The following is a 25,457-nucleotide window of genomic DNA, read 5'->3' as shown; positions in this document are numbered from 1 at the left end:
GTTAGCAGGAGACACGATGAGTACACAGCCTTTGACCAATGGATCGGTGCCCCAGCGCCTGGCGAAAACCCGCGAGCTGATGAGCCGGGAGGGCATTCATGCTCTGTTGGTGCCGTCGGCCGACCCGCATCTGTCGGAATACCTGCCGGGCTATTGGCAGGGACGTCAGTGGCTGTCAGGTTTTCATGGCTCGGTGGGCACGCTGATCGTCACGCCGGATTTTGCCGGTGTCTGGGCCGACAGCCGCTATTGGGAACAAGCGAGCAAGGAGCTCAAGGGCAGCGGCATCGAACTGGTCAAGCTGCAACCGGGTCAACCCGGCCCGCTCGATTGGCTGGCCGAGCAAACCCCTGAAGGCGCTGTCGTCGCAGTCGATGGCGCGGTGATGGCCGTGGCCTCCGCGCGTACTTTGAGCAGCAAACTCCAAGAGCGCAGCGCACGTCTGCGCACCGACATCGATCTGCTGAGTGAAGTCTGGAGTGATCGTCCGAGTCTGCCGAAAGAGCCGATCTATCAACACTTGCCGCCTCAGGCGACGGTCAGCCGTGGCGAAAAACTCGCCAAACTGCGTGAGGTGCTGAAAGAGCGCGGTGCCGACTGGCATTTCATCGCTACCCTCGACGACATCGCCTGGCTGTTCAACCTGCGCGGCGGCGATGTGTCGTTCAACCCGGTGTTCGTGTCCTTCGCCCTGATCAGTCAGCAGCAGGCCACCTTGTTCGTCGCCCTGAGCAAAGTGAGCGCGGAGCTGCGCGGCATTCTCGAACAGGACGGCGTGACCCTGCGCGATTACAGCGAAGTAACCGCCGCCTTGCGCGCTGTGCCGAGCGGCGAGAGCCTGCAAGTCGATCCGGCGCGGGTCACGGCTGGTCTGCTGGATAACCTGGACAGCGGCGTGAAACTGCTCGAAGGCCTGAACCCGACCACTCTGGCCAAGTCGCAGAAAAGCCTGGCCGATGCCGAGCACATTCGTCGGGCTATGGAGCAGGACGGCGCGGCGCTGTGCGAATTCTTCGCCTGGCTGGAAGTGGCCTTGGGGCGTGAGCGCATCACCGAACTGACCATCGACGAACACCTGACTGCGGCGCGTACCCGCCGCCCGGATTATGTGTCGCTGAGCTTCAACACCATTGCCGCGTTTAACGCCAATGGCGCCATGCCGCACTACCACGCCACCGAAGAAGAACACGCGGTGATCGAGGGTGACGGCCTGTTGCTGATCGACTCCGGCGGCCAATACCTGGGCGGTACCACCGACATTACCCGAATGGTGCCGGTGGGTACGCCGACTGACGAACAGAAGCGCGATTGCACCCGCGTGCTCAAAGGCGTGATTGCACTCTCTCGTGCACAGTTTCCACGAGGCATTCTGTCGCCGTTGCTGGACGCTATTGCTCGCGCACCGATCTGGGCCGAAAGCGTCGACTACGGCCACGGCACCGGTCACGGCGTCGGCTATTTCCTCAATGTTCACGAAGGCCCGCAAGTCATCGCCTATCAGGCCGCGGCGGCACCGCAAACAGCGATGCAGCCGGGCATGATTACGTCCATCGAACCGGGTACTTACCGTCCGGGTCGCTGGGGTGTGCGGATCGAGAACCTGGTATTGAATCGTGAAGCAGGCAAGAGCGAATTCGGGGAGTTCCTGAAATTCGAAACCCTGACCCTGTGCCCGATCGACACCCGTTGCCTCGAACCGTCGCTGCTGACCGAAGATGAAAAGCAGTGGTTCAACGGCTATCACGCCGAGGTGCGTGAACGCTTGAGCCCGTTGCTCGATGGCGCGGCTCTTGAATGGTTGAACACCCGAACCGCAGCTATTTGAACGGTTTGATTCCAGGCGCTGTTTCCAGCGTCTGGCTCAGGTCATAGGCAGGCGCTGGTTATTGCGCAAGCAGGGCTTCAAGGACGAAGTCCAGCCGATCCTGTCCGAAGAACAGCTGATCACCGACAAACATGCTCGGCGCACCGAATACACCGCGTTGCACCGCTTCCTCGGTGTTTTCCTTGAGAGCTGCTTTGACGGTCTCATCGGCGGTCAGTGCCAGCACTTCATTTGGATCAAAACCGTTTTGCATCAGCACGGAGGCAACAGTCGCTGGATCATCGAGGCTGCGTCCTTCAACCCAAAGGGCGTGAAACAGGCAATCGATAAGCGTCTGAAAGCGTTCGGGATGACGCAGTTGCATACCCGTGACAGCGCGCATCAGCATCAGGGTATTGATCGGGAAGTTCGGGTTGAACTTCAGCGGTACGCCATAGCGTTTGGCATAACGGTCCAGGTCCTGAAACATGTAGCGACCCTTGGGCGGTACGGTGATGGGGGAAGCATTACCGGTAGCTTTGAAGACGCCACCCAGCAGCATCGGTCTGTAGATCAGCTGACTATCGGTCTGTTTGCAGATCTTCGGCAGTTGGGTATAGGCCAGGTAAGTGGCGGGGCTGCCGAGGTCGAAAAAGAACTCCACGGTTTTGCTCATGGTCGATGTGCTCTTCTTATTGTTGTAGGGGAGGGCTTACCAGCGTTCGTTCCAGGGGCGCAGATCCAGCTCGAAGGTCCAGGCGTCCCGTGGCTGGCTGTGCAGGTACCAATAGTTGTCGGCGATGTGCTCGGGATTGAGGATGCCGTCCTGATCCTTGGTCGCGTATTTTTCTGGAAAGTTGTCGCGGATAAAGTCGGTGTCGATGGCGCCATCAACTACGACGTGGGCGACATGGATGTTCATCGGTCCCAGTTCGCGGGCCATGCTTTGCGCCAAGGCGCGAATCCCGTGCTTGGCCCCGGCGAAGGCGGCGAAACCCGCGGCGCCGCGCAGGCCAGCAGTGGCGCCAGTGAACAGGATCGTGCCCCGTTGGCGGGTGACCATGCGCTTGGCCACTTCACGGGCGTTGAGAAATCCTGAGAAACAGGCCATTTCCCAAATCTTGAAATACTTGCGAGCGGTTTCTTCGAGGATGCTGCACGGCACATTGGCGCCGATATTGAAGACGAACGCTTCGATGGGGCCGATCTCGGTTTCGATCTGCTCGATGAGCGCTATTACGTCTTCTTCATTGCGCGCATCGCAGGCAAAACCGTGAGCCTCGCCACCACTGGCTGTGATGGACTCTACCAGTGGCTGGAGTTTGTCTGCGCTGCGACGTGTGACGCAGGCGACATAACCTTCACGGGCAAAACGTTTGGAGATGGCGCCGCCGGTGGCATCGCCTGCACCGACGACCAATACGATTTTCTTGTTAGTCATGGATATCGCCCTTTGCTGAACGGTCATTGACTGACGAACGTTAGCAGCATCGGGGCGAAGCGACTATCAGGCTACGCAAGCCCGATAGAAAGGGAGGGTTACTTGCAGATGACGATCATGCTGCGGCTGGTATAGCCGGCAGGGTTGAGGCCGAACGGATAGTCACCGGGTTCTTCCACCGCATCACCTGACTTGGCGATGACCTTGTAACCCTTGGGCGCACACGAATTGGCGGCGCTGGTGTAGCACTTGTCCCACGAAGACGAGAGCCCCGAACAGTTGATATGCAGTCCTTTCTTGCCGTGTTTCATTTGGGGTTTCGAGGTTGCCGCGCAGCCCGCAATTGCAAGTACGGCGATCAGTATCAAAATTCGTTTCATTGCTGTCCTTAATAGCGGCCCCGGATCTACGCCTGGGTCTGCCTGCATTCGCTTTTGCGTGAAGCGTTCTGATATCCCTATCTGAAAAAATCCATGTCTGACACTGAGTTACGTAGCCTAAACATGGCCTAATTGAGCGGCAAATACCAGACCTTCGTCAAATCTCGTTTCAATCCGCTGCGACCGCAGGCTTGGCGGTACTCCCCATGGTCATGGTCGCGCCGACGGAGGCCAGAATGATGCACAGGATAGCCATCCACTGTGACAGGGAAAGGTATTCCTGAAGGAACAACAGGCCGGACAGCGCGCCGATCGCAGGTTCGATGCTCATCAGCGTACCGAAGGTGCGGGCTGGAATCCGTGTGAGGGCGACCATCTCCAGGGTATAGGGCAGGGCGGTGGACAGAATGGCGACGCCGATGGCCACGGGAATCAACGAGGGTGTCAGTAACGCGGCGCCAGCGTGGACAATGCCGATGGGAGCCACGAACAGGGCGGCAATCATCACGCCCAACGCAGCGGTCTGCACTCCATTATCAGCACCAGCCTTCTGGCCGAACAGAATGTAGAGCGCCCAGCAGACACCGGCACCGAGGGCATAACCTGCGCCGACCAGATCGATGCTTGCGCTTGTGGCGCCTGTTGGGATCAATAGCAGTAAACCTAAGGCTGCCAGAGCGATCCATAGAAAGTCGATCGCCCGACGTGAAGCATAAATTGCGACCGCCAATGGGCCGGTGAACTCCAGGGCTACGGCGATACCCAGAGGAACAGTGCGCAAGGACATATAGAAGAGGAAGTTCATGCCGCCCAACGCCATTCCGTAGACGATAACGGTGCGCAGGGATTTTGCGGTGAGCTTCGCTCGCCATGGGCGCAATAGCAGCAGCATGATCACACTGGCAAAGATCAGTCGCAGGGTGGTCGTTCCTTGAGCACCGATAACCGGGAACATGCTTTTGGCCAAGGAAGCTCCGGACTGGATGGATGCCATGGCTATCAAGAGCAGGCCAACCGAGAACAGAGTCGAGGCAAGGCTACGGGGGTGATCATTCATTGCGTGGCATCGTCCGAAGTGGCAAGCGAAAGTATTATTGTATGTATTGGGCAATATACTGCGCATTCGTTACGTGCACGTCTATATATAAGCAGGGATTTTGAACATCCTGATAGAAAAATCAAATCAGGGGTTGACGGCAGATTCTGGAAGTCTATAATTCGCCCCACTTCCGGCGCAGTCGAAACGGAAAACTCCTTGGTAAACAAAGAGTTACGCAGTTTTCGACAGCGGTTACGCTTCAGTTCATCGAAGCCAGAAGGAGTTGGTAGGGCAGTGTGTTTTCGCCTTATTGACGGTTCGATCATCTCGGTCGAAAGCGGAGAAAAAGAGGTGTTGACAGCAGCGAGTAACGCTGTAGAATTCGCCTCCCGCTAACGAGAGATCGGAAGCGCAAGTGGTTGAAGTTGTTAAAGATTTCCAAGCGGAACTTTGAAAACTTCTGAAAATAACCGCTTGACAGTAACAGAGGCTGCTGTAGAATGCGCGCCTCGGTTGAGACGAAAGATCTTAACCAACCGCTCTTTAACAACTGAATCAAGCAATTCGTGTGGGTGCTTGTGGAGTCAGACTGATAGTCAACAAGATTATCAGCATCACAAGTTACTCCGCGAGAAATCAAAGATGTAACCAACGATTGCTGAGCCAAGTTTAGGGTTTCTTAAAAACCCAAAGATGTTTGAACTGAAGAGTTTGATCATGGCTCAGATTGAACGCTGGCGGCAGGCCTAACACATGCAAGTCGAGCGGCAGCACGGGTACTTGTACCTGGTGGCGAGCGGCGGACGGGTGAGTAATGCCTAGGAATCTGCCTGGTAGTGGGGGATAACGCTCGGAAACGGACGCTAATACCGCATACGTCCTACGGGAGAAAGCAGGGGACCTTCGGGCCTTGCGCTATCAGATGAGCCTAGGTCGGATTAGCTAGTTGGTGAGGTAATGGCTCACCAAGGCGACGATCCGTAACTGGTCTGAGAGGATGATCAGTCACACTGGAACTGAGACACGGTCCAGACTCCTACGGGAGGCAGCAGTGGGGAATATTGGACAATGGGCGAAAGCCTGATCCAGCCATGCCGCGTGTGTGAAGAAGGTCTTCGGATTGTAAAGCACTTTAAGTTGGGAGGAAGGGCAGTTACCTAATACGTATCTGTTTTGACGTTACCGACAGAATAAGCACCGGCTAACTCTGTGCCAGCAGCCGCGGTAATACAGAGGGTGCAAGCGTTAATCGGAATTACTGGGCGTAAAGCGCGCGTAGGTGGTTCGTTAAGTTGGATGTGAAATCCCCGGGCTCAACCTGGGAACTGCATTCAAAACTGACGAGCTAGAGTATGGTAGAGGGTGGTGGAATTTCCTGTGTAGCGGTGAAATGCGTAGATATAGGAAGGAACACCAGTGGCGAAGGCGACCACCTGGACTGATACTGACACTGAGGTGCGAAAGCGTGGGGAGCAAACAGGATTAGATACCCTGGTAGTCCACGCCGTAAACGATGTCAACTAGCCGTTGGGAGCCTTGAGCTCTTAGTGGCGCAGCTAACGCATTAAGTTGACCGCCTGGGGAGTACGGCCGCAAGGTTAAAACTCAAATGAATTGACGGGGGCCCGCACAAGCGGTGGAGCATGTGGTTTAATTCGAAGCAACGCGAAGAACCTTACCAGGCCTTGACATCCAATGAACTTTCCAGAGATGGATTGGTGCCTTCGGGAACATTGAGACAGGTGCTGCATGGCTGTCGTCAGCTCGTGTCGTGAGATGTTGGGTTAAGTCCCGTAACGAGCGCAACCCTTGTCCTTAGTTACCAGCACGTCATGGTGGGCACTCTAAGGAGACTGCCGGTGACAAACCGGAGGAAGGTGGGGATGACGTCAAGTCATCATGGCCCTTACGGCCTGGGCTACACACGTGCTACAATGGTCGGTACAGAGGGTTGCCAAGCCGCGAGGTGGAGCTAATCCCAGAAAACCGATCGTAGTCCGGATCGCAGTCTGCAACTCGACTGCGTGAAGTCGGAATCGCTAGTAATCGCGAATCAGAATGTCGCGGTGAATACGTTCCCGGGCCTTGTACACACCGCCCGTCACACCATGGGAGTGGGTTGCACCAGAAGTAGCTAGTCTAACCTTCGGGAGGACGGTTACCACGGTGTGATTCATGACTGGGGTGAAGTCGTAACAAGGTAGCCGTAGGGGAACCTGCGGCTGGATCACCTCCTTAATCGACGACATCAGCTGCTCCATAAGTTCCCACACGAATTGCTTGATTCATTGAAGAAGACGATAGAAGCAGCTTTAAGCTCCAAGCTGATAGCTCAACGCTAACAGTTACGCGCTCGAAATTGGGTCTGTAGCTCAGTTGGTTAGAGCGCACCCCTGATAAGGGTGAGGTCGGCAGTTCGAATCTGCCCAGACCCACCAATTTTGTATGGGGCCATAGCTCAGCTGGGAGAGCGCCTGCCTTGCACGCAGGAGGTCAACGGTTCGATCCCGTTTGGCTCCACCATTAACTGCTTCGAAACGTTTGAGAGTTTAGAAATGAATATTCCGGTGTGAATATTGATTTCTAGTCTTTTGATTAGATCGTTCTTTAAAAATTTGGGTATGTGATAGAAAGATAGACTGAACACTACTTTCACTGGTAGTGGATCAGGCTAAGGTAAAATTTGTGAGTTTAATCGCGAATTTTCGGCGAATGTCGTCTTCACAGTATAACCAGATTGCTTGGGGTTATATGGTCAAGTGAAGAAGCGCATACGGTGGATGCCTTGGCAGTCAGAGGCGATGAAAGACGTGGTAGCCTGCGAAAAGCTTCGGGGAGTCGGCAAACAGACTTTGATCCGGAGATGTCTGAATGGGGGAACCCACCTAACATAAGTTAGGTATCTTAAGCTGAATACATAGGCTTAAGAAGCGAACCAGGGGAACTGAAACATCTAAGTACCCTGAGGAAAAGAAATCAACCGAGATTCCCTTAGTAGTGGCGAGCGAACGGGGACTAGCCCTTAAGTGGCTTTGAGATTAGCGGAACGCTCTGGAAAGTGCGGCCATAGTGGGTGATAGCCCTGTACGCGAAAATCTCTTGGTCATGAAATCGAGTAGGACGGAGCACGAGAAACTTTGTCTGAATATGGGGGGACCATCCTCCAAGGCTAAATACTACTGACTGACCGATAGTGAACTAGTACCGTGAGGGAAAGGCGAAAAGAACCCCGGAGAGGGGAGTGAAATAGATCCTGAAACCGTATGCGTACAAGCAGTGGGAGCCCACTTTGTTGGGTGACTGCGTACCTTTTGTATAATGGGTCAGCGACTTATTTTCAGTGGCGAGCTTAACCGAATAGGGGAGGCGTAGCGAAAGCGAGTCTTAATAGGGCGTCTAGTCGCTGGGAATAGACCCGAAACCGGGCGATCTATCCATGGGCAGGTTGAAGGTTGGGTAACACTAACTGGAGGACCGAACCGACTACCGTTGAAAAGTTAGCGGATGACCTGTGGATCGGAGTGAAAGGCTAATCAAGCTCGGAGATAGCTGGTTCTCCTCGAAAGCTATTTAGGTAGCGCCTCATGTATCACTGTAGGGGGTAGAGCACTGTTTCGGCTAGGGGGTCATCCCGACTTACCAAACCGATGCAAACTCCGAATACCTACAAGTGCCGAGCATGGGAGACACACGGCGGGTGCTAACGTCCGTCGTGAAAAGGGAAACAACCCAGACCGTCAGCTAAGGTCCCAAAGTTATGGTTAAGTGGGAAACGATGTGGGAAGGCTTAGACAGCTAGGAGGTTGGCTTAGAAGCAGCCACCCTTTAAAGAAAGCGTAATAGCTCACTAGTCGAGTCGGCCTGCGCGGAAGATGTAACGGGGCTCAAACCATACACCGAAGCTACGGGTATCACTTAGGTGATGCGGTAGAGGAGCGTTCTGTAAGCCTGTGAAGGTGAGTTGAGAAGCTTGCTGGAGGTATCAGAAGTGCGAATGCTGACATGAGTAACGACAATGGGTGTGAAAAACACCCACGCCGAAAGACCAAGGTTTCCTGCGCAACGTTAATCGACGCAGGGTTAGTCGGTCCCTAAGGCGAGGCTGAAAAGCGTAGTCGATGGAAAACAGGTTAATATTCCTGTACTTCTGGTTATTGCGATGGAGGGACGGAGAAGGCTAGGCCAGCTTGGCGTTGGTTGTCCAAGTTTAAGGTGGTAGGCTGGAATCTTAGGTAAATCCGGGATTCTAAGGCCGAGAGCTGATGACGAGTGTACTTTTAGTACACGAAGTGGTTGATGCCATGCTTCCAAGAAAAGCTTCTAAGCTTCAGGTAACCAGGAACCGTACCCCAAACCGACACAGGTGGTTGGGTAGAGAATACCAAGGCGCTTGAGAGAACTCGGGTGAAGGAACTAGGCAAAATGGCACCGTAACTTCGGGAGAAGGTGCGCCGGTGAGGGTGAAGCATTTACTGCGTAAGCCCACGCCGGTCGAAGATACCAGGCCGCTGCGACTGTTTATTAAAAACACAGCACTCTGCAAACACGAAAGTGGACGTATAGGGTGTGACGCCTGCCCGGTGCCGGAAGGTTAATTGATGGGGTTAGCTAACGCGAAGCTCTTGATCGAAGCCCCGGTAAACGGCGGCCGTAACTATAACGGTCCTAAGGTAGCGAAATTCCTTGTCGGGTAAGTTCCGACCTGCACGAATGGCGTAACGATGGCGGCGCTGTCTCCACCCGAGACTCAGTGAAATTGAAATCGCTGTGAAGATGCAGTGTATCCGCGGCTAGACGGAAAGACCCCGTGAACCTTTACTATAGCTTTGCACTGGACTTTGAATTTGCTTGTGTAGGATAGGTGGGAGGCTTTGAAGCGTGGACGCCAGTTCGCGTGGAGCCAACCTTGAAATACCACCCTGGCAACTTTGAGGTTCTAACTCAGGTCCGTTATCCGGATCGAGGACAGTGTATGGTGGGTAGTTTGACTGGGGCGGTCTCCTCCTAAAGAGTAACGGAGGAGTACGAAGGTGCGCTCAGACCGGTCGGAAATCGGTCGTAGAGTATAAAGGCAAAAGCGCGCTTGACTGCGAGACAGACACGTCGAGCAGGTACGAAAGTAGGTCTTAGTGATCCGGTGGTTCTGTATGGAAGGGCCATCGCTCAACGGATAAAAGGTACTCCGGGGATAACAGGCTGATACCGCCCAAGAGTTCATATCGACGGCGGTGTTTGGCACCTCGATGTCGGCTCATCACATCCTGGGGCTGAAGCCGGTCCCAAGGGTATGGCTGTTCGCCATTTAAAGTGGTACGCGAGCTGGGTTTAGAACGTCGTGAGACAGTTCGGTCCCTATCTGCCGTGGACGTTTGAGATTTGAGAGGGGCTGCTCCTAGTACGAGAGGACCGGAGTGGACGAACCTCTGGTGTTCCGGTTGTCACGCCAGTGGCATTGCCGGGTAGCTATGTTCGGAATAGATAACCGCTGAAAGCATCTAAGCGGGAAACTAGCCTCAAGATGAGATCTCACTGGGACCTTGAGTCCCCTGAAGGGCCGTCGAAGACTACGACGTTGATAGGTTGGGTGTGTAAGCGCTGTGAGGCGTTGAGCTAACCAATACTAATTGCCCGTGAGGCTTGACCATATAACACCCAAGCAATTTGCTGACCTGAGAAGGCACCAGATTGCGGTGTGTGAAGACGAAACGAACCGAAAGTTTGTGACACTCACGAAACACCAGATCTATCACATACCCATTCGCTGGAGCGTGATCTCGCAAGAGAGAACGACCTGGCTACCGAATTTCTTGACGACCATAGAGCATTGGAACCACCTGATCCCATCCCGAACTCAGCAGTGAAACGATGCATCGCCGATGGTAGTGTGGGGTTTCCCCATGTGAGAGTAGGTCATCGTCAAGATTAAATTCCGAAACCCCTATCTGCGTATGCAGGTAGGGGTTTTGTTTTGCCCGCAGGAAAGTGCCGTGGTAAATAAAGGGATATTCCGACCACTTTTCCTGGTGATACCTGCATCGTTTATGAAATTTTGGCTGACGCGCTTAAGTGACGCACCGTTTTTGGTATGGTGCAGCTCGTTTTTTAACGGACTGATTTCAAGCCTACGGATCGGCACCTCTTCTACAGTCAAAGAGCCGCTGCAGAAATGCCTGAACCAATACCAATCAAGGACCACGAAAAAGAGACGCGCCTGGTCAATAAAAGACTGATGGCCTGCGCCTTGTTCGTCGTCGCTATTACCTGCGCGCTGGTGGTGCGGCTGTATGTTCTGCAGGTGGTCGAGTACGAATACCATTCGACGATCTCCGAAAACAACCGTGTACACGTATTGCCGATCGCCCCTACCCGCGGGCTGATCTACGACCGCAACGGCGTGCTACTGGCGGACAACCGGCCCAGTTTCAACCTGACCATCACCCGCGAACGCGCCTCCGACGTCAAAGAAGAGCTGGATGACGTGGTCAACCTCCTGCACCTGCCGGCTGAAGATCGCACGCAGTTCGACAAGGCGATGAAGCAGGCTCGACACCCCTTCGTGCCCGTCACCTTGTTCTACGAACTCAACGAAGAACAGATCGCGGTGTTGGCAGTCAACGAATTCCGTCTGCCAGGGATCGACGTAGAGCCACAGTTCGTTCGCCACTACCCGATGGGCGTGCACTTTGCCCATTCGATCGGCTACGTCGGCCGCATCAACGAGAAAGAATCCAAGGCTCTGGATACGGTGGAATATCGTGGTACCCAATCCATCGGCAAGACCGGCATCGAGAAATTCTACGAGCCCGAGTTGCATGGTCATGTGGGTTATGAAGAGGTCGAGACTAACGCCCAGGGCCGCGTGCTGCGAGTGCTCAAACACACCGACCCGGTCCCCGGCAAAAACATCGTCCTGAGCCTCGACGTCAAACTTCAGGAAGCAGCCGAGGAGGCATTGGGCGATCGCCGTGGCTCGGTGGTTGCTCTCGACCCGTCAACCGGCGAAGTATTGGCCATGGTCAGTAAGCCAAGCTTCGATCCGAACATGTTCGTGACGGGCATCAGCTTCAAGGAATACGCTGCGCTGCACGATTCCATCGACCGGCCGTTGTTCAATCGTGTGCTGCGTGGACTCTACGCGCCGGGCTCGACTATCAAGCCGGAAGTGGCGATCGCCGGCCTCGACGCCGGGGTGGTCACCCCGCAGACCCGTGTCTTCGATCCAGGTTATTACCAGCTACCGGATTTTGATCATAAATACCGTAACTGGAACCACAGTGGCGATGGTTGGGTAGACATGGACGCGGCGATCATGCGCTCCAACGACACCTACTTCTACGATCTGGCCCACAAGCTGGGCATCGACCGTCTGCACGACTACATGGCGATGTTCGGTCTTGGCGAAAAGGTCTCGCTGGACATGTTCGAAGAGTCCCCAGGGTTGATGCCATCCCAGGCCTGGAAACGCGCGACCCGTCGTCAACCCTGGTTCCCTGGCGAGACTGTGATCCTCGGAATCGGTCAAGGCTACATGCAGGTCACGCCTCTGCAATTGGCCCAAGCCACCGCGCTGATCGCCAACAAAGGTATATGGAACCGACCACACCTGGCCAAAACGGTGGATGGCGTAGCGCCGGTGGACGAGCATCCGATGCCGAACATCCTGCTCAAGGACCCGCGTGACTGGGAACAGGTCAATCATGGCATGCAGATGGTGATGCACGATGCCCGTGGGATTGCCCGAGCGGCAGCGGCGGGGGCTCAGTACCGTATTGCTGGCAAAAGTGGGACCGCGCAAGTGGTGGCGATCAAGCAGGGTGAACGCTACAACCGGGCGAAAACGCTGGAGCGCAACCGTGACAATGCCTTGTTCGTCGGTTTCGCCCCGGCTGAACATCCGAAGATTGTCATCTCGGTCATGATCGAAAACGGCGAGGCCGGAGGTCGCGTCGCCGGTCCGGTGGTGCGGCAAATCATGGACGCCTGGCTGCTCGATCAGGATGGTCACCTGAAGCCGCAATACGCCGTGCCGAGCAAAGCGCTGGGTGACCACGCTCACGTCTAACGATCAAAGCTATACAGCACCGGCTTACAGATACTGAGCATGTGCTGACGGGTTAATCGAGCGGCGAACATTCTCTCGACCGACTGATCGACTTCTCCTGCACTTCAATACCGATTTATTGCCCGCAGGGCGACATCCCAGGACTGGACCGGTGGCACCACGGTGTCGGCAGGTTTTGCATGATGCAGGGCGGCTCCCAAGTGTTGTTGTAAATCGCGACAACCAATGAGACGACGAGCAACCTGTTACGGTCTTGAGACACCTGCTATTGAAGACTAGAATTTTCAGGTTAATGGGTGAGTGAGGGAGCATTTGCCCGGCCACACATCTGGCATTCGGGAGGTAGCAATGTTCCTTTCAACCCTGGAAATTCAAAATATCATTGAGCATAGTTTTTTGCCCGCTGTGTGCACTTGCAGCATGGAGGCGGACCAGTCCCTGACAATTCGGGTCTGCGATTGCATGACCGGGAAAGTGGATCTGGTGGCCACCCATGTTCCGGTATGGACACTGGATAGTCCCCACGCGATCGCGTCGCTAGTGGCTGATATGCGGCAAGAAATCGAGGCTCACAAACTCAGTCACCCTCCATTTTACCGCTAAACGTGCGTCACGCCGCACCACGTTGGCGGTGCGGCGTGTATCCGAAGCCGAGAAGGAAGACTCGGCCACCGTCGAACACTCCGATAGCCTGAAGCAGATCGGCAACATCAAGTTGTCGGAGGATTTTTTGCTGAACACACAATTTGTGTCCCGCCAAAGCCCCCGCAAGAGCGAGGCTTGCCCGTGAAGAGGCCTTCAAGAACACCGCAGCATCAAACCCCAGGCACCGGACAGCTCATATCGCCTTCCTCACACTTGAGGTAGCGTTTGAAGGTTTCGACGCGCGCCTTGGTCAGGTTGGTGGTGCACTGGCTGTAGATCAGCGGATACACACTGCCACCCGTCACCGTAGAGGTCGAAAACTCACACTCGGCATCACGAAACGTCACCCAGTTGCGTTGCGCACTGACCAGCAGCTTCTTGGCATCGGGATTGTCTTTCAATCGTTTGGTGATTTGCTGGTAAAGCGTGTTCAGCTCTTTATCAGCCGTTTTGTACTGCTCGGCGGCGCACTGATTCATGGTGCCCTGGTCGTTCGCATTCGCACAGTCCACGGCATGCGCCACGGTGGTGAACAGCAGCGGCGTCAGTGCCAGGAGAAAGCGTGGGTGCATGGGGGATTCTCGTGGTGACATTGGAAAGTTGCGGTGCAGTGTAGCGAAGCGGATGGTTAATCAACGAATCTGCCGCTCGCCACAAAAGCGCTGCGCTGTTCAGAATTTATACCTGCCACTGCGGACATTTCTCATTCGATTCATATTCGAGCCAGGACACGTCATGGGACGTCCAGATATGAGCCTGAGGAGTCATTTTCGGATCATCGTCGAGAGTCGCCACGCGAACGATTACATGAGGTTGGGTCAAGCGCTCTGCCATTAGATGCGATCCGCAGATCGAGCAGAAATGCCGAAGCTTGCCCGGCGACGACTCATAGGTGCTTAGCCGGTCCTGTCCTTTTGTCCAGCGAAAATGCTCACGCATGACCCCGGCCGTTGAGGCGAATGCTGCTGCGTGTGCCTTGCGACAGGTATGGCAGTGGCAGTGACTGATGGGCATGTCGAGGCGATCAAGTTCGTATTCGATGGCTTTGCACAAGCAGCTGCCATGCAAGTTATTCATGGGGCTTTTCCTGGTTGCGTGGCTGATATGTCGGCAGCTGCGGCCCGAAGCAGGGAGTCAGCCGTGGCCTCGATGTCATCGCGCATGTGCAATTTCGCAAGCCAGCCGTCAGGGATGGCCTGCACACCGTAATGAGCCCCGGCCAACTGGCCGACGATGGCGGCAGTGGTATCGGCGTCATCGCCAAGGTTCGCCGCTTCGAGGATGGCGGCTTCAAAACTGTCAGTGTGGTGAAAGCACCACAAGGCCGCTTCCAGTGATGCAACGCAGTAACCGGTACCGCGAATATCGTCTTTGGATTTTCCGAGGTAATCGCCTCGGGCGATGCTCGCGACCTTCGGTTCCAGGAAGGTCGTCTCTGGCAGGCTCTGCAAATCCTGCTTGGGCGCGCCTTGCAATGCCTTGCGGATCAGAGCGGCAAGCAACTGACAGCATTCAAGTGCCTCCGGCGCCGCATGGGTAGTGCGCGAGCTGTCTGCGGAAAACCTCCTGATCCGGTCGGGGTCGGGAAAGTAGTACAACACTATAGGCGCTAACCGCATCAGCGAGCCGTTACCGGCCGTATAGGGATCGGTGGATCCCGCGAATGGCTGACCGGTTTCCTGATAACGAGCCAGCGCTTCACGGACGGTCATACCAATGTCGAAGCATTCGCCGGTCGAACTCAGGTAACCCCATTGCCACCAGTTGAGGTAACGGCCCATTTGATCGGCCGCATCAAAACCTTTTTTGTTCAGCAAGCTTTCTGCCAGGCAAAGTGCCATGGAAGTGTCATCGGTCCATTGCCCTGGCTTCAGATTGAACGGGCCGCCCCCAACCATATCGGTCAGAGGAGCGAATGAGCCGCGCGGCTGGAATTCGGCATGGGTGCCAACGGCATCCCCACAAGCAAGCCCCAGCAGGGTTGCGCGATAACGTTCCGTGAGTGAAGGCTGCATGAATCTTCCTTGTAAGGGTTCCACGTCGTTGCAAACGTTAGCAGTTTCAGCTCGCCGGCTCCCCCGAAAAACCAGAACTTATGGCCAAAACTGAGGCCGAATATTTCAGGTACGGGTGATTGCGGCACCTGTTGGATACAACTTTTAAGTTGGTCTTATGGTCTTTACAGGCCTACTGTTCAATACAGGAGGTGACTTATGAACCCAGCATCAGATCGCATCGAAAGGAAGATCCTGCTCAAGGTGCCGCGCTCGCAGGTCTGGCGCGTGCTGGCCAATGCCGAAGCCTTTGGGCAATGGTTCGGCGTGGCGCTCGAAGGCAAGCGCTTTGTCGCCGGCGAGTGGACCCAGGGGCAGATTACTTATCCTGGTTATGAGCACTTGTTGTGGAATGTACTGGTAGAGCGGGTCGAGCCGGAGCGGGTGTTTTCGTTTCGCTGGCACCCGTATGCAGTCGAACCCGATACCGATTACTCCCAGGAGCCCACAACGCTGGTGAAGTTCGAACTCGAGGATATGGATGAAGGCACGTTGTTGAAGGTCGTCGAGTCCGGTTTCGATCACATTCCTCAGTCGCGCAGGCTCAAGGCGTTCCGCATGGACAGCCGGGGCTGGGATGAGCAGATGAGCAATATCGAAAAATTTCTGGTAGACACCAAGGACCACGAGCGTCAGGGAGGTTGATGGCTGCAGGCCATGAAACTCGTGGCTTCAGCGCATGATGGCTGATACATCCAAGGGTTTTCGGAGGGGTGGATATAGCGAATGTCTTACACGCGGTAGTAGCTATGTCGTCTATTGCAGATTGGATCCCAAGCGTAATCTAGCTTCATCAACTGAAGCACAGGAAGTGCTCCAGGGTCACGGATGATCGACCATAGCAAGGATCGCTGCCGACAGGGAGTCGATATGGTCTTGGGAAAAACCCGCTTCGGCGGGTTTTTTTTCGCCTGCGGAAAACGTCAACCCGGTTCGCCGTAGCCTCTGCCGATTGTTGCTACAAGTGCAGCTTTCAGGCGTTGAATGGTCAATGGCTTACACGTAGCCAGTGGTATGTCGTCTTTTGAAGCTTCAACGATGCGTCTAATCTGGATCCATCAACTGAAGCACAGGACGTGCTCAGGATCATGGATGATCGACCATACGCCAGGATGGCTGCCGACAGGATGTCGCGATGGTCTTGAGAAACCCGCTTAGGCGGGTTTTTTTTCGTGTGCAAAAAACTGAAACCCGATCTCCTGTAGCAGCTGCCGTAGGCTGCGTTCGGCTGCGCAGCAGCCGTAAACCCTACAAACACGTTAATCGCTGGCGGATTTTCCGGCCTGAGCAACTGGCCGCGGACGCGATAGCGCCCACCGCCGTTTCTTTCACTGGCGATCGAGTTTCGCCGCTGCACGTTCGGTGATTTCCGAGCGCAATTTCAACGACGCGGCAGCGCGTTTGCGGGCTTCATCCAGCACGCTGACCGGAGCAGTCTCCGGGCTTCCCGAAGCAAACGGCGGCGCCGGGGCGTATTCCAGCTGCAACTGCACCAGTTGCGCGGTGTCCTTATCGAACAATTCAGCCGCCAGGGTCAGGGCAAAATCGATCCCCGCGGTGATACCGCCACCGGTCAGCAGATTGCCGTCGCGCACCACCCGATCGTTCACCGGGATCGCTCCCAAAACCCCAAGCAATTCGTGATACGCCCAGTGAGTGGTGGCACGTTTGCCCTTGAGCAACCCCGCCGCGCCAAGCACCAGCGCGCCGGTGCAAACCGAAGTGACATACTTCGCGTTAGCGGCCTGAGCCTTGATGAAGGCCAGGGTTTCGTCATCCTCCATCAACGGCCCGACGCCGCTGCCGCCGGGAATGCAGATCACATCCAGTGGCGGGCAATCGTCGAAGGTGATGGTCGGTTTCAACACCAGCCCGGTGCTCGCGGTGATCGGGACCAGGTCCTTCCAGATCAGATGCACTTTCACGTCCGGCAGCGAGGCCAGAACGTCATAAGGGCCGGTCAGGTCCAGTTGTTGAAGCTGTGGAAACAACAGAAAACCGATCTGCAACGTCATGGCGTTTTTTCTCCTGGTTGGGGTGGACGGCTTCACTGTAGGCTCGTAGGATCTGGCGTATACGCCAATAACCCCACGAATTACGCCAAACATGCCGAACAACCCGAAAACCATCCATGTGCTGGCCTTTGCCAACGTGCAACTGCTCGACGTCACCGGGCCGTTGCAGGTGTTCGCCTCGGCCAACGACATTGCTCGCCAGCAAGGTTTGCCGCCGCCCTATGCGCCGTCGGTGATTGCCCGCGGGGGCGGGGCGGTGATGTCGTCGGCGGGGTTGGCGCTGTTGGCGGAGTCGTTGCCAGATCAGGGCAGCGACACTTTGATCATTGCCGGTGGCTGGGGCGTTTACGCGGCGGCGAAAGACGAGCTGCTGGTGGATTGGGTGCGTGAGCACGCGACGGGGTGTCGGCGGGTGGCGTCGGTGTGTACCGGGGCGTTTTTGCTGGCGGCCAGCGGTTGGCTCGATGGCAGGCGGGTGGTCACGCACTGGACCCGCTGCGAGCAATTGGCGCACCAGCATCCCAAACTACAGGTCGAACCCAACCCGATCTTCATCAACGATGGCCCGGTCTGGACCTCGGCCGGGGTCACCGCGGGCATCGACCTGGCCTTGGCGATGGTCGAAGAAGACCTCGGCCGAACCATGGCCCTGGACGTCGCCCGGCAACTGGTGGTGTTTCTCAAGCGTCCGGGGGGCCAGTCGCAGTTCAGCGTGACCTTGTCCCTGCAAAAGGAAGGCAACCGCTTCGATGAACTTCACGCCTGGATCAGCGAAAATCTAACTAAAGACCTCGGCATCCCGACCTTGGCCTTGCAGGCCGGCATGAGCGAGCGCAGTTTCGTCCGTCATTACCGCGCCGACACCGGCCAGACACCGGCGCGGGCCATCGAGCTGATTCGGGTCGAGACTGCGCGACGGCTACTCAGCGACACCGGCGTACCGATCAAACGGGTCGCGGTGCAATGCGGGTTTGGCAGCGAAGAAACTTTGCGCCGCAGTTTTCTGCGAGCCATGGGCGTGACACCGCAAGCCTATCGCGAGCGGTTTTCCGTCAGCTCTCCAGCAGATCCAGTATTGCCTTAAGCGTCGCCTCGGGCGCTTTTTCGGCAATGTTATGCCCGACGCCTGCCAGTACTCGGCGTTCGTAAGGGCTGGTAAACCGCTGTTTGAGAGGGCTGACTCAAATCGACTCGGGCCTTTTCCTCAGGCTTCCACGTCCGCCACTTGATTGAAATACTTCGACCGATCCGGTGTAAACGTCACCATCATTTTGGTCCTGGAACAGGTCAACGCCCGCTCTGCACTCAAATCAATATCCAGATCTTCCCCGCGCAACCCCTGCCATTGGGCGAGGTATTTGAGGGATCCGTATTTTTCGAGTTTCTTCAGGCTGCGGCTGACACCACCTTTCCAGCCCAGCACCGGGAGTTCGTTGGTGAGGCATTGTCGGGCGAGGTCGGGGAAGCGGGCAGCGCGTTGGCGGCCGATTTCCCAGCATTTGATCAGACCTTTGTCGTGGCCCTCCCACAGTTCATCCCGGTTCAGGCCTGATCGGAGTGGGGTGTCGATGCTGCGATGGATGCGCTGGGTCATTCTGGTTCCTTGAATTCGGGTTTTGTTGGACAGCTCCGCTGTGCCCGTTGACGTGGATGGTAGGGATGGATGTAAGCCGTGGCAACAAGGTATTTCTGGATGTAGGAATGAGTGACTGAGTGTTGATTGGGCGGGTTTGTTTAGTAAATGTAGGTGTTTGGACTACGCGATTCTGTGGCGAGGGGCTTGCCGCCGTTCGGCTGCGTAGCGGTCGAAAAGCCAGCAAATGCGGTGCTTCTGGAGGAATGTGGTTGTAGATTTCAGGGCCGCTGCGCACCCCAACGGGAGCAAGCTTGATCTGGTCAAGTAATCCCGGACACCAGTTACGGTGTTTATGCCGCTTTTAGCTCCATAGCTATTGGCGACAGGTAGTTGTTGTAGCTGTGGAGCCTGGTGCGGTTGTAGTACATGAAGAAACGCACCATATCGGTTTGTGCTTCCTCGCTCGTGCTGTAGCCGTTGCGAGGGACCCATTCTGACTTCAGGGTGCCGAAAAAGCGTTCCGTTGGAGCATTGTCCCAACACTGCCCGCGATGACTCATGCTCTGCAAAATGCCATGGCGCATCAGCTCTTCTTGAAACTTGCGACTGGTGTACTGACAGCCCTGATCCGAATGGAACATCAACCCAGGTGGGCAGGTTCGAAGCTCTGTCGCCATGCGTAGCGCTTTACTCACCAAGTTGGCGTCATTGACCAGCGAAAATGCCCAACCAATGACCCGACGAGCAAACAAATCGATCACGATGGCCAGATGAACCCAGCGCTTGCCTACCATCAAGCTTGTAACGTCGCCACACCAGACTTGATTGACCGCGGTCGGCTTGAAATTGCGCTTGAGCAGGTTGGGCGCGACAAATGCTTCAACTCCTTTGGACCTGAATGGATGAGGCTGGCGTTGTTTGCTGACAATGTTGGCTTCCCTCATCAGGGCTTTAACAAGGCTTCTTCCGACCGCTATGTTTTGGGCCTGCAGATGCTTGCTGATCGTTCTGGACCCCATGGCTTCCCGGCTTTCGCTGTGCAGTTCGACCACCTTCCCCTTGAGCTCTTCGCGCTCGATCTTAGGCCGCGAGAGACGCTGTAGCCATTCGTAAAAGCTGCTGCGCTTCACATCGAAAACGCGACACAGGATGGCGGTCGGGAATGACTCTCTTAGCTCCGCGATCATCGAAAACGATCGGGATCCGACATCAAGAGAGCGGTAGCCTTTTTTAAGATTTCGGCTTCCATTTCCATGCGTTTGATCTTGGCTTTCAAATCCTGAATCTGGCGCTGATCCTCAGTAATGGCCTTGGTGCCTTGAACCGGTTGCCCCTTGTGTTCCTTGCGAACCTGATCCACCCAGCGCCGCAACGCGGTGGCGCTAATGTCCAGCGACGCGCAGACTTCCTGTACCGAACAACCGTCATCAATCACCATGCTGGCTGCACGATGTTTGAACTCGCGGGAAAAGACTCTTCTTTCTTTCATGGAACCTCCAAATTGGCGAAATCATATCGCCCTTAAGAGGTGTCCGGAATTATTAGGCCAGATCAGCTCCCTTGCCACAGGAGGTCAGCCCTGTCAGGCGGAGTGTGTTTAAGTTCATCGCGGGTAGGACTTGATCCTACAAAAAGTGTCGTAAATGTGGATATTTCTGACGAGTTTTGGCGGTTGTAGGTTAGGAAAGGGAGCCGATAGTCTTTCCGGGTCGCTGCCAATTCAGCGACCGGGTTTGGTCACCCGTGCAATGTCAGGCGTGCAAGCGCCAACGTGAGCATGTCGGCGCTTTTTCGTGCGCTTGTCGGTATGCTTCGCGGTGGGCTGTGCGCGGGGCACTTTCGAGTGCGCCGGGTGCCTGACTTCCCGGTTGACCAACCTGCGTACCGCCCACCACCCATCGTTTGGTCACGACGGTGGTGAGCTTCATGAATGTCAGGAGTTACACCATGATAAAAGACAGCCCCAATCCCCCAGAAACCGACAACGTTTGCCCCTACGAATCTCTCGATTCGAAAAAACTCCACGAAGCCGCCGAACGTGCGCTCGACCACTATCTCAAACCCGCCCCCAAACAACCCGAAAGCCGTAAGCCAAGCAAGATGTTTCTGGTTGCGCCGGATATGGACAACGAAAGTCTGCTGGCCCATGTCTGCGAATCACTGGCCCCAGCCAGCGTCATGACCAGCGACATTGCCGCGTATGTCGAGGCACCGCAACGGCATACGCTCCTGGCGATTCAGCAGGTCATCATGCTGGCCGAGCTGGCGGTGAATCGGGTGCTGGATAACGTCGACGTACCGAAGCCTGCGCCACACAGCTGATCCCCTGTAGGAGCGAGGCTTGCCCGCGAAGGCGATTTCACATTCAACATGAATGTCGACTGACACACCGCCATCGCGGGCAAGCCCGCTCCCACATTGGACTGTGGCGTTCACAAAACCTGTTGGAGCGAGGCTTGCCCGCGAAGAAGGCGCCTCGGTCTTCAAGGCTGCCAAAGGTTTTTCTCCCCGCTCAACTTCCTGTTCAGAAAACTCGCCGCGCTAATCAGTGCCAGGTGCGTCAGCGCTTGCGGTGTGTTGCCCAGATGCCGGGCATGGCTGTCGAACTCTTCGGCATACAGCCCCAGCGGGTTGGCGTACTTCAGCAATTGTTCGAACTCCAGGTGCGCTTTCTCCACTTGGCCGGCCCGGGCCAGGCATTCGACGTACCAGAACGAGCACGCGGCGAAGGCGCCTTCGGTGCCGGGCAGGCCGTCGATCTGGCTGTCGTCGTTGCGGTAGCGGTAGACCATGCCTGCGCGCACCAGGGTTTTCTCGATGGCTTCGAGGGTCGCGATCCAGCGTGGATCCTTGGCGCTGACGAAGCGCACTAGCGGCATCAGCAGCATCGAGCCGTCGAGGCCGGTGCCGCCGATATGCTGGACGAAATGCCCGCGTTCTTCGTTCCAGAAGTTGCTCCAGATGTCGGTGTGGATCGCTTGACGGGTCTGGTCCCAGCGGGCGAACGGGGCGGGCAGCGAGCGTTTGGAAGCCAGTCGGATGGCGCGGTCCACGGCCACCCAACACATCAGTCGCGAGTGCAGGAAATGATACTGCTCGCCGCGCATTTCCCAGATGCCGACGTCTTTTTGCTGCCAGGTTTCGCAGACCTGATCGACCACTTCCACGGTGTGTTTCCAGCCTTCATGGGAAATCGCTTCACCGTGTTTGTTGACCAGGTACACCGCGTCCAGCAGCTCACCGAAGATGTCGAGCTGGACTTGATCGTAAGCCTGATTACCGATGCGTACCGGTGTCGCGCCGCCATGGCCGGACAAGTGTGGAAGTTCAACTTCCGGCAGTTCCTGACGGCCATCGATGGCGTAGAGGATGTTGAGTTTCATCGGCTTGCCGCGGCAATCGCTGACCCTCCCGCGCAGCCAGCGCATGTAGGCGTTGGCTTCCTCGACGAAGCCCAGGCGCATGAAAGCATAGACGGTGAACGAGGCGTCGCGGATCCAGGTGTAGCGATAGTCCCAGTTGCGTTCGCCGCCGGGTGTTTCCGGCAGGCCGAAGGTGGCGGCGGCGAGGATGGCGCCGTGCTTGCGCGAGGTCAGTAGCTTCAAGGCCAGGGCCGAGCGATTGACCATTTCCCGCCATCGACCGCGATAATTGGACTGGCCGATCCAGTCGCGCCAGAACTTCAGGGTGCGTTCCAGGCACAGTATGGCGGCGCCTTCCTTGAAGCGCGCATCGTCAACGCCCCCGAGCAGGAACTCGGCGCTCTGGTCCTGTTCGAGGATGAATTCGGCGACGGCCGCATGGTCCTCGACGCGCAAGGATTGATCCGAACACAGCTGCATGGCTGGCTGGCCGGTGGCCTCGAAATACACACTCCGATCACGTGCGCGGGCCTTGGTGGGCGCCCTGGCATAGTCATGACGCACAGCGCAGCGCATGCGGATCGTCGCTTGTCCGCTGACCACCCGCACCCGGCGCATCAACATCGGCAAATCATCTTCGCTGTCGCCGATGGGCAGCAGGTCGGTGACTTCGACCACCGCGTGATCGCTCATCCAGCGGGTTTGCAGGACGTTGGTGTCAGGCAGGTAAATCTGCTCGCGGCGGGCGTCGGGCAGGTCCGGGGCCAATTGGAAAATACCAGCTTGGGGGCTGTCCAGCAGCGAGCAGAAGATCGACGGACTGTCGAATTCCGGCCAGCAGAAAAAGTCCACGCTGCCCTTGTCGTTGACCAGCGCCGCGCTGCGCATGTCGCCAATGATGCCGTGGGCGTCGATGGCGCTTTGTCGTTCGGGGTGATCAGCCATTGCCGCAGTACTCCGGGAACCGAGGGTCTAACTAGCTGACCGGTTTGAGCCGCAGAGAGTTCATTTGTCGGCAAACCGTCGCTCCCACAGGCAACTCTGATCCATCCCACAGACTAATTCTCATCACACCTCATCCGTTCTCCTAAACAGATAACCAACTGAGGTAAACGCGGTGACAAAGCTGACACTGCTGTGCCTGCCCTATTCGGGCGCCAGCGCCATGGTCTATAGCCGCTGGCGGCGCCAGTTGCCGCCGTGGCTGCACTTGCAGCCCGTGGAGTTGCCGGGGCGGGGCGCCCGTTATGACGAACCCTTGCAGACCGACATGCGAGCGCTGGCCCTGCAATTGGCCAGGGAGCACAAGCCGTCCTTGCACGGTCCTTACGCCCTGTTCGGTCACAGTCTGGGGGCGTTGCTTGCCTGCGAGATGGCCCACGCCTTTCGTGCTCTCGGTGCTGCGGAGCCGGTGGCGCTGTTTGCTTCCGGCACGGCCGCCCCGACCATGCGCAGCGACTATGACCGTGGCTTCGCCGAGCCCCAGAGCGACGAACAGTTGATCGAGCAGCTGCGCACCCTCCAGGGCACCAGCGAGGACGTGTTGGCCAATCAGGAGTTGATGAGCCTGACGCTGCCGATTCTGCGCGCCGATTTCATGCTCTGCGGACGCTTCCGTCCGATGCAGCGCCCGCTGCTCAAGTGCCCCGTGCACGTGCTCGGCGGCAAGGAAGACAAGGCCACCACCGAGCAATTGATCGGCTGGAGCCAGGAAACCCTGGGCAGTTTCTCGGTGGACATGATGACCGGTGGGCATTTCTTCATTCATGAGCATGAAGCCAAGGTGATCCGGATTATCAAGAATCATCTGGAAGTCCATCACCGGCGTCATGCACAGCTGGCCGCGCCGGTTTTTTAGCGCGCGGTTCACTTTATCGGTGTTAACAGGAGGCCCGTCATGGGTGTTGCTGTGGGTTTTGCCGTGCGGCCGTTGCTGCCGGCGCGGGGTCGCTTGCCGCTGTTGGTGGAGGCGACTGAGCCGAATACCAGTCTGTTGTCGGTGTTCGATGAATTGAATGAGCTGGTGGATGAGCATTTGCTGCGTGACGGCGGCATTCTGTTTCGCGGGTTCGAGCTGGACGGCGCCGAGCAGTTCCGCCAATTCGCCGCCGGCTTCGGGCATCCACTGCTCAATTACGAGTTCGGCTCGACGCCGCGCACCAACGTCACTCAGGGGGTCTACACCTCCACCGAATACCCGGCGCATCAGAGCATTCCGTTGCACAACGAGCAGGCCTACTCCCGGGACTGGCCGATGAAAATCTGGTTCTACAGCATGATCGCCGCCACCTCGGGCGGCGAAACGCCGATTGCCGACAGCCGGGACGTCTATCGCCGCATGCCTGTCGCTATCCGCGAGCGCTTCATCAGCAAAGGCCTGATGTACGTGCGCAATTTCGGTAACGGGCTGGACGTGGCGTGGGAGCAGGTTTTCAACACCGAAGACCGAGAGGTGGCCGAGGCCTACTGCAAGGCCCACGGCATCATTTGCGAGTGGAAGGACGACGGAGAATTGCGCACCCGCCAGACGTGTCAGGCGGTGGCGCGTCATCCGGTGACCGGTGACATGGTTTGGTTCAATCAGGCTCACCTGTTCCACATTTCCAACCTTCAACCGGAGGTGCGTGAAACCCTGCTGGACATCGTCGACGAGGAAGACCTGCCGCGTAACGTCTACTACGGCGACGGCTCGCCCATCGAGGATGAGGTGCTCCGTGAAATTCGTGCCGTGCTTGATGATTGCGCCATCAGTTTCCCTTGGCAGGAGGGTGATGTGCTGATGCTCGACAACATGCTCTCGGCCCACGCCCGCGCGCCCTTCGAAGGCAAGCGCAAGGTGATCGTCGCGATGGCCGAAGGGCATTCCCAGGATGTGCGCTGATCTGATCAGTCCCTGACGCTCCCTGTCGCCGAAGCCGGTCTTGCACCGGCTTTGGTGTTTTTGTGTTCACTTAAGAGCTTCTGAGTCAGACAAACCTGTGGCGAGGGAGCTTGCTCCCGCTTGAGTGCGTAGCACTCACAAAAATCGGCAATGGCTGTCAGATTTTTGGGGCCGCTACGCAACCCAGCGCGAGCAAGC

General features: G+C 56.6%; 20 protein-coding genes, 2 tRNA genes, 3 rRNA genes and 1 pseudogene. 13 read left to right on the top strand and 13 right to left on the bottom strand.

Annotation, left to right across the window (positions count from 1 at the left end; genetic code table 11):
- Positions 1–16: 16 nt before the first annotated feature.
- Complete coding sequence (locus tag AB3226_RS05975; RefSeq protein WP_367372391.1) at positions 17–1,825, top strand: aminopeptidase P family protein; 1,809 nt, start codon at positions 17–19, stop codon at positions 1,823–1,825.
- 58 nt (positions 1,826–1,883) lie between these two features.
- Here the strand turns inward: AB3226_RS05975 and AB3226_RS05970 are convergent, their stop codons facing one another.
- The 4 genes from AB3226_RS05970 to rhtA all read right to left on the bottom strand — a co-directional run bounded on the left by AB3226_RS05970 (position 1,884) and on the right by rhtA (position 4,682).
- Complete coding sequence (locus AB3226_RS05970) at positions 1,884–2,480, bottom strand: 2-hydroxychromene-2-carboxylate isomerase (RefSeq protein WP_367372390.1); 597 nt, start codon at positions 2,478–2,480, stop codon at positions 1,884–1,886.
- Between the two features lie 36 nt (positions 2,481–2,516).
- The gene (locus tag AB3226_RS05965; RefSeq protein ID WP_367372389.1) at positions 2,517–3,245 is read right to left on the bottom strand and encodes an SDR family oxidoreductase; all 729 of its coding nucleotides are present in this window, start codon (positions 3,243–3,245) and stop codon (positions 2,517–2,519) included.
- 98 nt (positions 3,246–3,343) lie between these two features.
- Positions 3,344–3,625, bottom strand: a complete 282-nt coding sequence (locus AB3226_RS05960; protein WP_030132257.1) for a hypothetical protein — start codon at positions 3,623–3,625, stop codon at positions 3,344–3,346.
- Positions 3,626–3,794: 169 nt separating this feature from the next.
- A complete protein-coding gene (rhtA, locus tag AB3226_RS05955; protein ID WP_367372388.1) occupies positions 3,795–4,682 on the bottom strand; it encodes a threonine/homoserine exporter RhtA in 888 nt (295 codons plus the stop codon).
- A 681-nt stretch (positions 4,683–5,363) separates the two neighbouring features.
- On the opposite strand from rhtA, the gene AB3226_RS05950 reads away from it, so the two are divergent.
- The 7 genes from AB3226_RS05950 to AB3226_RS05920 all read left to right on the top strand — a co-directional run bounded on the left by AB3226_RS05950 (position 5,364) and on the right by AB3226_RS05920 (position 13,329).
- Positions 5,364–6,902 (top strand): 16S ribosomal RNA (locus tag AB3226_RS05950).
- Between the two features lie 123 nt (positions 6,903–7,025).
- Positions 7,026–7,102: transfer RNA gene (locus AB3226_RS05945), tRNA-Ile, on the top strand.
- A gap of 9 nt (positions 7,103–7,111) precedes the next feature.
- Positions 7,112–7,187 (top strand) — tRNA-Ala (locus tag AB3226_RS05940).
- 230 nt (positions 7,188–7,417) lie between these two features.
- Positions 7,418–10,309 (top strand): 23S ribosomal RNA (locus AB3226_RS05935).
- A 161-nt stretch (positions 10,310–10,470) separates the two neighbouring features.
- Positions 10,471–10,586: ribosomal RNA gene (gene rrf, locus AB3226_RS05930) — 5S ribosomal RNA — on the top strand.
- Together the 16S, 23S and 5S rRNA genes with 2 tRNA genes alongside form the textbook arrangement of a ribosomal RNA operon.
- A 244-nt stretch (positions 10,587–10,830) precedes the next feature.
- Complete coding sequence (mrdA, locus tag AB3226_RS05925) at positions 10,831–12,726, top strand: penicillin-binding protein 2 (RefSeq protein WP_367372387.1); 1,896 nt, start codon at positions 10,831–10,833, stop codon at positions 12,724–12,726.
- Positions 12,727–13,074: 348 nt separating this feature from the next.
- A complete protein-coding gene (locus AB3226_RS05920; RefSeq protein WP_367372386.1) occupies positions 13,075–13,329 on the top strand; it encodes a DUF1652 domain-containing protein in 255 nt (84 codons plus the stop codon).
- A 212-nt stretch (positions 13,330–13,541) separates the two neighbouring features.
- On the opposite strand, the gene AB3226_RS05915 is transcribed toward AB3226_RS05920, so the two are convergent.
- The 3 genes from AB3226_RS05915 to AB3226_RS05905 all read right to left on the bottom strand — a co-directional run bounded on the left by AB3226_RS05915 (position 13,542) and on the right by AB3226_RS05905 (position 15,386).
- Positions 13,542–13,943 carry a lysozyme inhibitor LprI family protein gene (locus AB3226_RS05915; RefSeq protein ID WP_367372385.1) on the bottom strand — a complete coding sequence of 134 codons (402 nt, stop codon included), beginning with the start codon at positions 13,941–13,943 and terminating at the stop codon, positions 13,542–13,544.
- Between the two features lie 106 nt (positions 13,944–14,049).
- Complete coding sequence (locus AB3226_RS05910) at positions 14,050–14,448, bottom strand: GFA family protein (protein WP_367372384.1); 399 nt, start codon at positions 14,446–14,448, stop codon at positions 14,050–14,052.
- Positions 14,445–15,386 (bottom strand): ADP-ribosylglycohydrolase family protein, encoded by a 942-nt coding sequence (locus tag AB3226_RS05905; RefSeq protein ID WP_367372383.1) that lies wholly within the window; start codon positions 15,384–15,386, stop codon positions 14,445–14,447. Before AB3226_RS05905 ends, AB3226_RS05910 begins: the two co-directional genes overlap by 4 nt.
- 198 nt (positions 15,387–15,584) lie before the next feature.
- Between AB3226_RS05905 and AB3226_RS05900 the strand changes: the two genes are divergently transcribed.
- Entirely contained in the window at positions 15,585–16,070 is a 486-nt protein-coding gene (locus tag AB3226_RS05900) for an SRPBCC family protein (RefSeq protein WP_367372382.1), read from the top strand.
- 683 nt (positions 16,071–16,753) lie between these two features.
- Here AB3226_RS05900 and inhA read toward each other — a convergent pair.
- Positions 16,754–17,440, bottom strand: coding sequence for an isonitrile hydratase (inhA, locus tag AB3226_RS05895; protein ID WP_367372381.1), 687 nt, complete (start codon positions 17,438–17,440; stop codon positions 16,754–16,756).
- A 91-nt stretch (positions 17,441–17,531) separates the two neighbouring features.
- Here inhA and AB3226_RS05890 point away from each other — a divergent pair, with 91 nt between their 5' ends.
- On the top strand, positions 17,532–18,524 hold the full coding sequence (locus AB3226_RS05890; protein WP_367372380.1) for a GlxA family transcriptional regulator: 993 nt from the start codon (positions 17,532–17,534) through the stop codon (positions 18,522–18,524).
- Here AB3226_RS05890 and AB3226_RS05885 read toward each other — a convergent pair.
- The 4 genes and pseudogenes from AB3226_RS05885 to AB3226_RS05870 form a co-directional block, all read right to left on the bottom strand.
- Positions 18,493–18,606 (bottom strand): annotated as a pseudogene (locus AB3226_RS05885) (alpha/beta hydrolase); the annotation flags it as partial. The gene AB3226_RS05890 and the pseudogene AB3226_RS05885 sit on opposite strands and share 32 nt — an antisense overlap.
- Before the next feature lie 38 nt (positions 18,607–18,644).
- Positions 18,645–19,034 (bottom strand): hypothetical protein, encoded by a 390-nt coding sequence (locus AB3226_RS05880; RefSeq protein ID WP_367372379.1) that lies wholly within the window; start codon positions 19,032–19,034, stop codon positions 18,645–18,647.
- 332 nt (positions 19,035–19,366) lie between these two features.
- Positions 19,367–20,203: an IS3 family transposase gene (locus AB3226_RS05875; protein ID WP_367372336.1), complete on the bottom strand. Its 837-nt coding sequence runs from the start codon at positions 20,201–20,203 to the stop codon at positions 19,367–19,369.
- On the bottom strand, positions 20,200–20,505 hold the full coding sequence (locus AB3226_RS05870; RefSeq protein WP_229801896.1) for a transposase: 306 nt from the start codon (positions 20,503–20,505) through the stop codon (positions 20,200–20,202). Before AB3226_RS05870 ends, AB3226_RS05875 begins: the two co-directional genes overlap by 4 nt.
- 458 nt (positions 20,506–20,963) lie before the next feature.
- Here AB3226_RS05870 and AB3226_RS05865 point away from each other — a divergent pair, with 458 nt between their 5' ends.
- A complete protein-coding gene (locus tag AB3226_RS05865) occupies positions 20,964–21,338 on the top strand; it encodes a DUF6124 family protein (RefSeq protein ID WP_367372378.1) in 375 nt (124 codons plus the stop codon).
- A gap of 161 nt (positions 21,339–21,499) precedes the next feature.
- Here the strand turns inward: AB3226_RS05865 and AB3226_RS05860 are convergent, their stop codons facing one another.
- The gene (locus AB3226_RS05860; protein WP_367372377.1) at positions 21,500–23,323 is read right to left on the bottom strand and encodes a glycoside hydrolase family 15 protein; all 1,824 of its coding nucleotides are present in this window, start codon (positions 23,321–23,323) and stop codon (positions 21,500–21,502) included.
- 172 nt (positions 23,324–23,495) lie between these two features.
- Here AB3226_RS05860 and AB3226_RS05855 point away from each other — a divergent pair, with 172 nt between their 5' ends.
- Positions 23,496–24,236, top strand: a complete 741-nt coding sequence (locus AB3226_RS05855) for a thioesterase II family protein (RefSeq protein ID WP_367372376.1) — start codon at positions 23,496–23,498, stop codon at positions 24,234–24,236.
- Positions 24,237–24,275: 39 nt separating this feature from the next.
- The gene (locus AB3226_RS05850) at positions 24,276–25,259 is read left to right on the top strand and encodes a TauD/TfdA family dioxygenase (protein WP_367372375.1); all 984 of its coding nucleotides are present in this window, start codon (positions 24,276–24,278) and stop codon (positions 25,257–25,259) included.
- Positions 25,260–25,457 lie beyond the last annotated feature (198 nt).

The organism is Pseudomonas lini, assembly GCF_964063345.1.
Classification (GTDB): Bacteria; Pseudomonadota; Gammaproteobacteria; order Pseudomonadales; family Pseudomonadaceae; genus Aquipseudomonas; species Aquipseudomonas lini_B.
The sequence above is the reverse complement of the archived record's forward strand: the minus strand, read 5'-3'. Positions and strand labels throughout refer to the sequence as shown.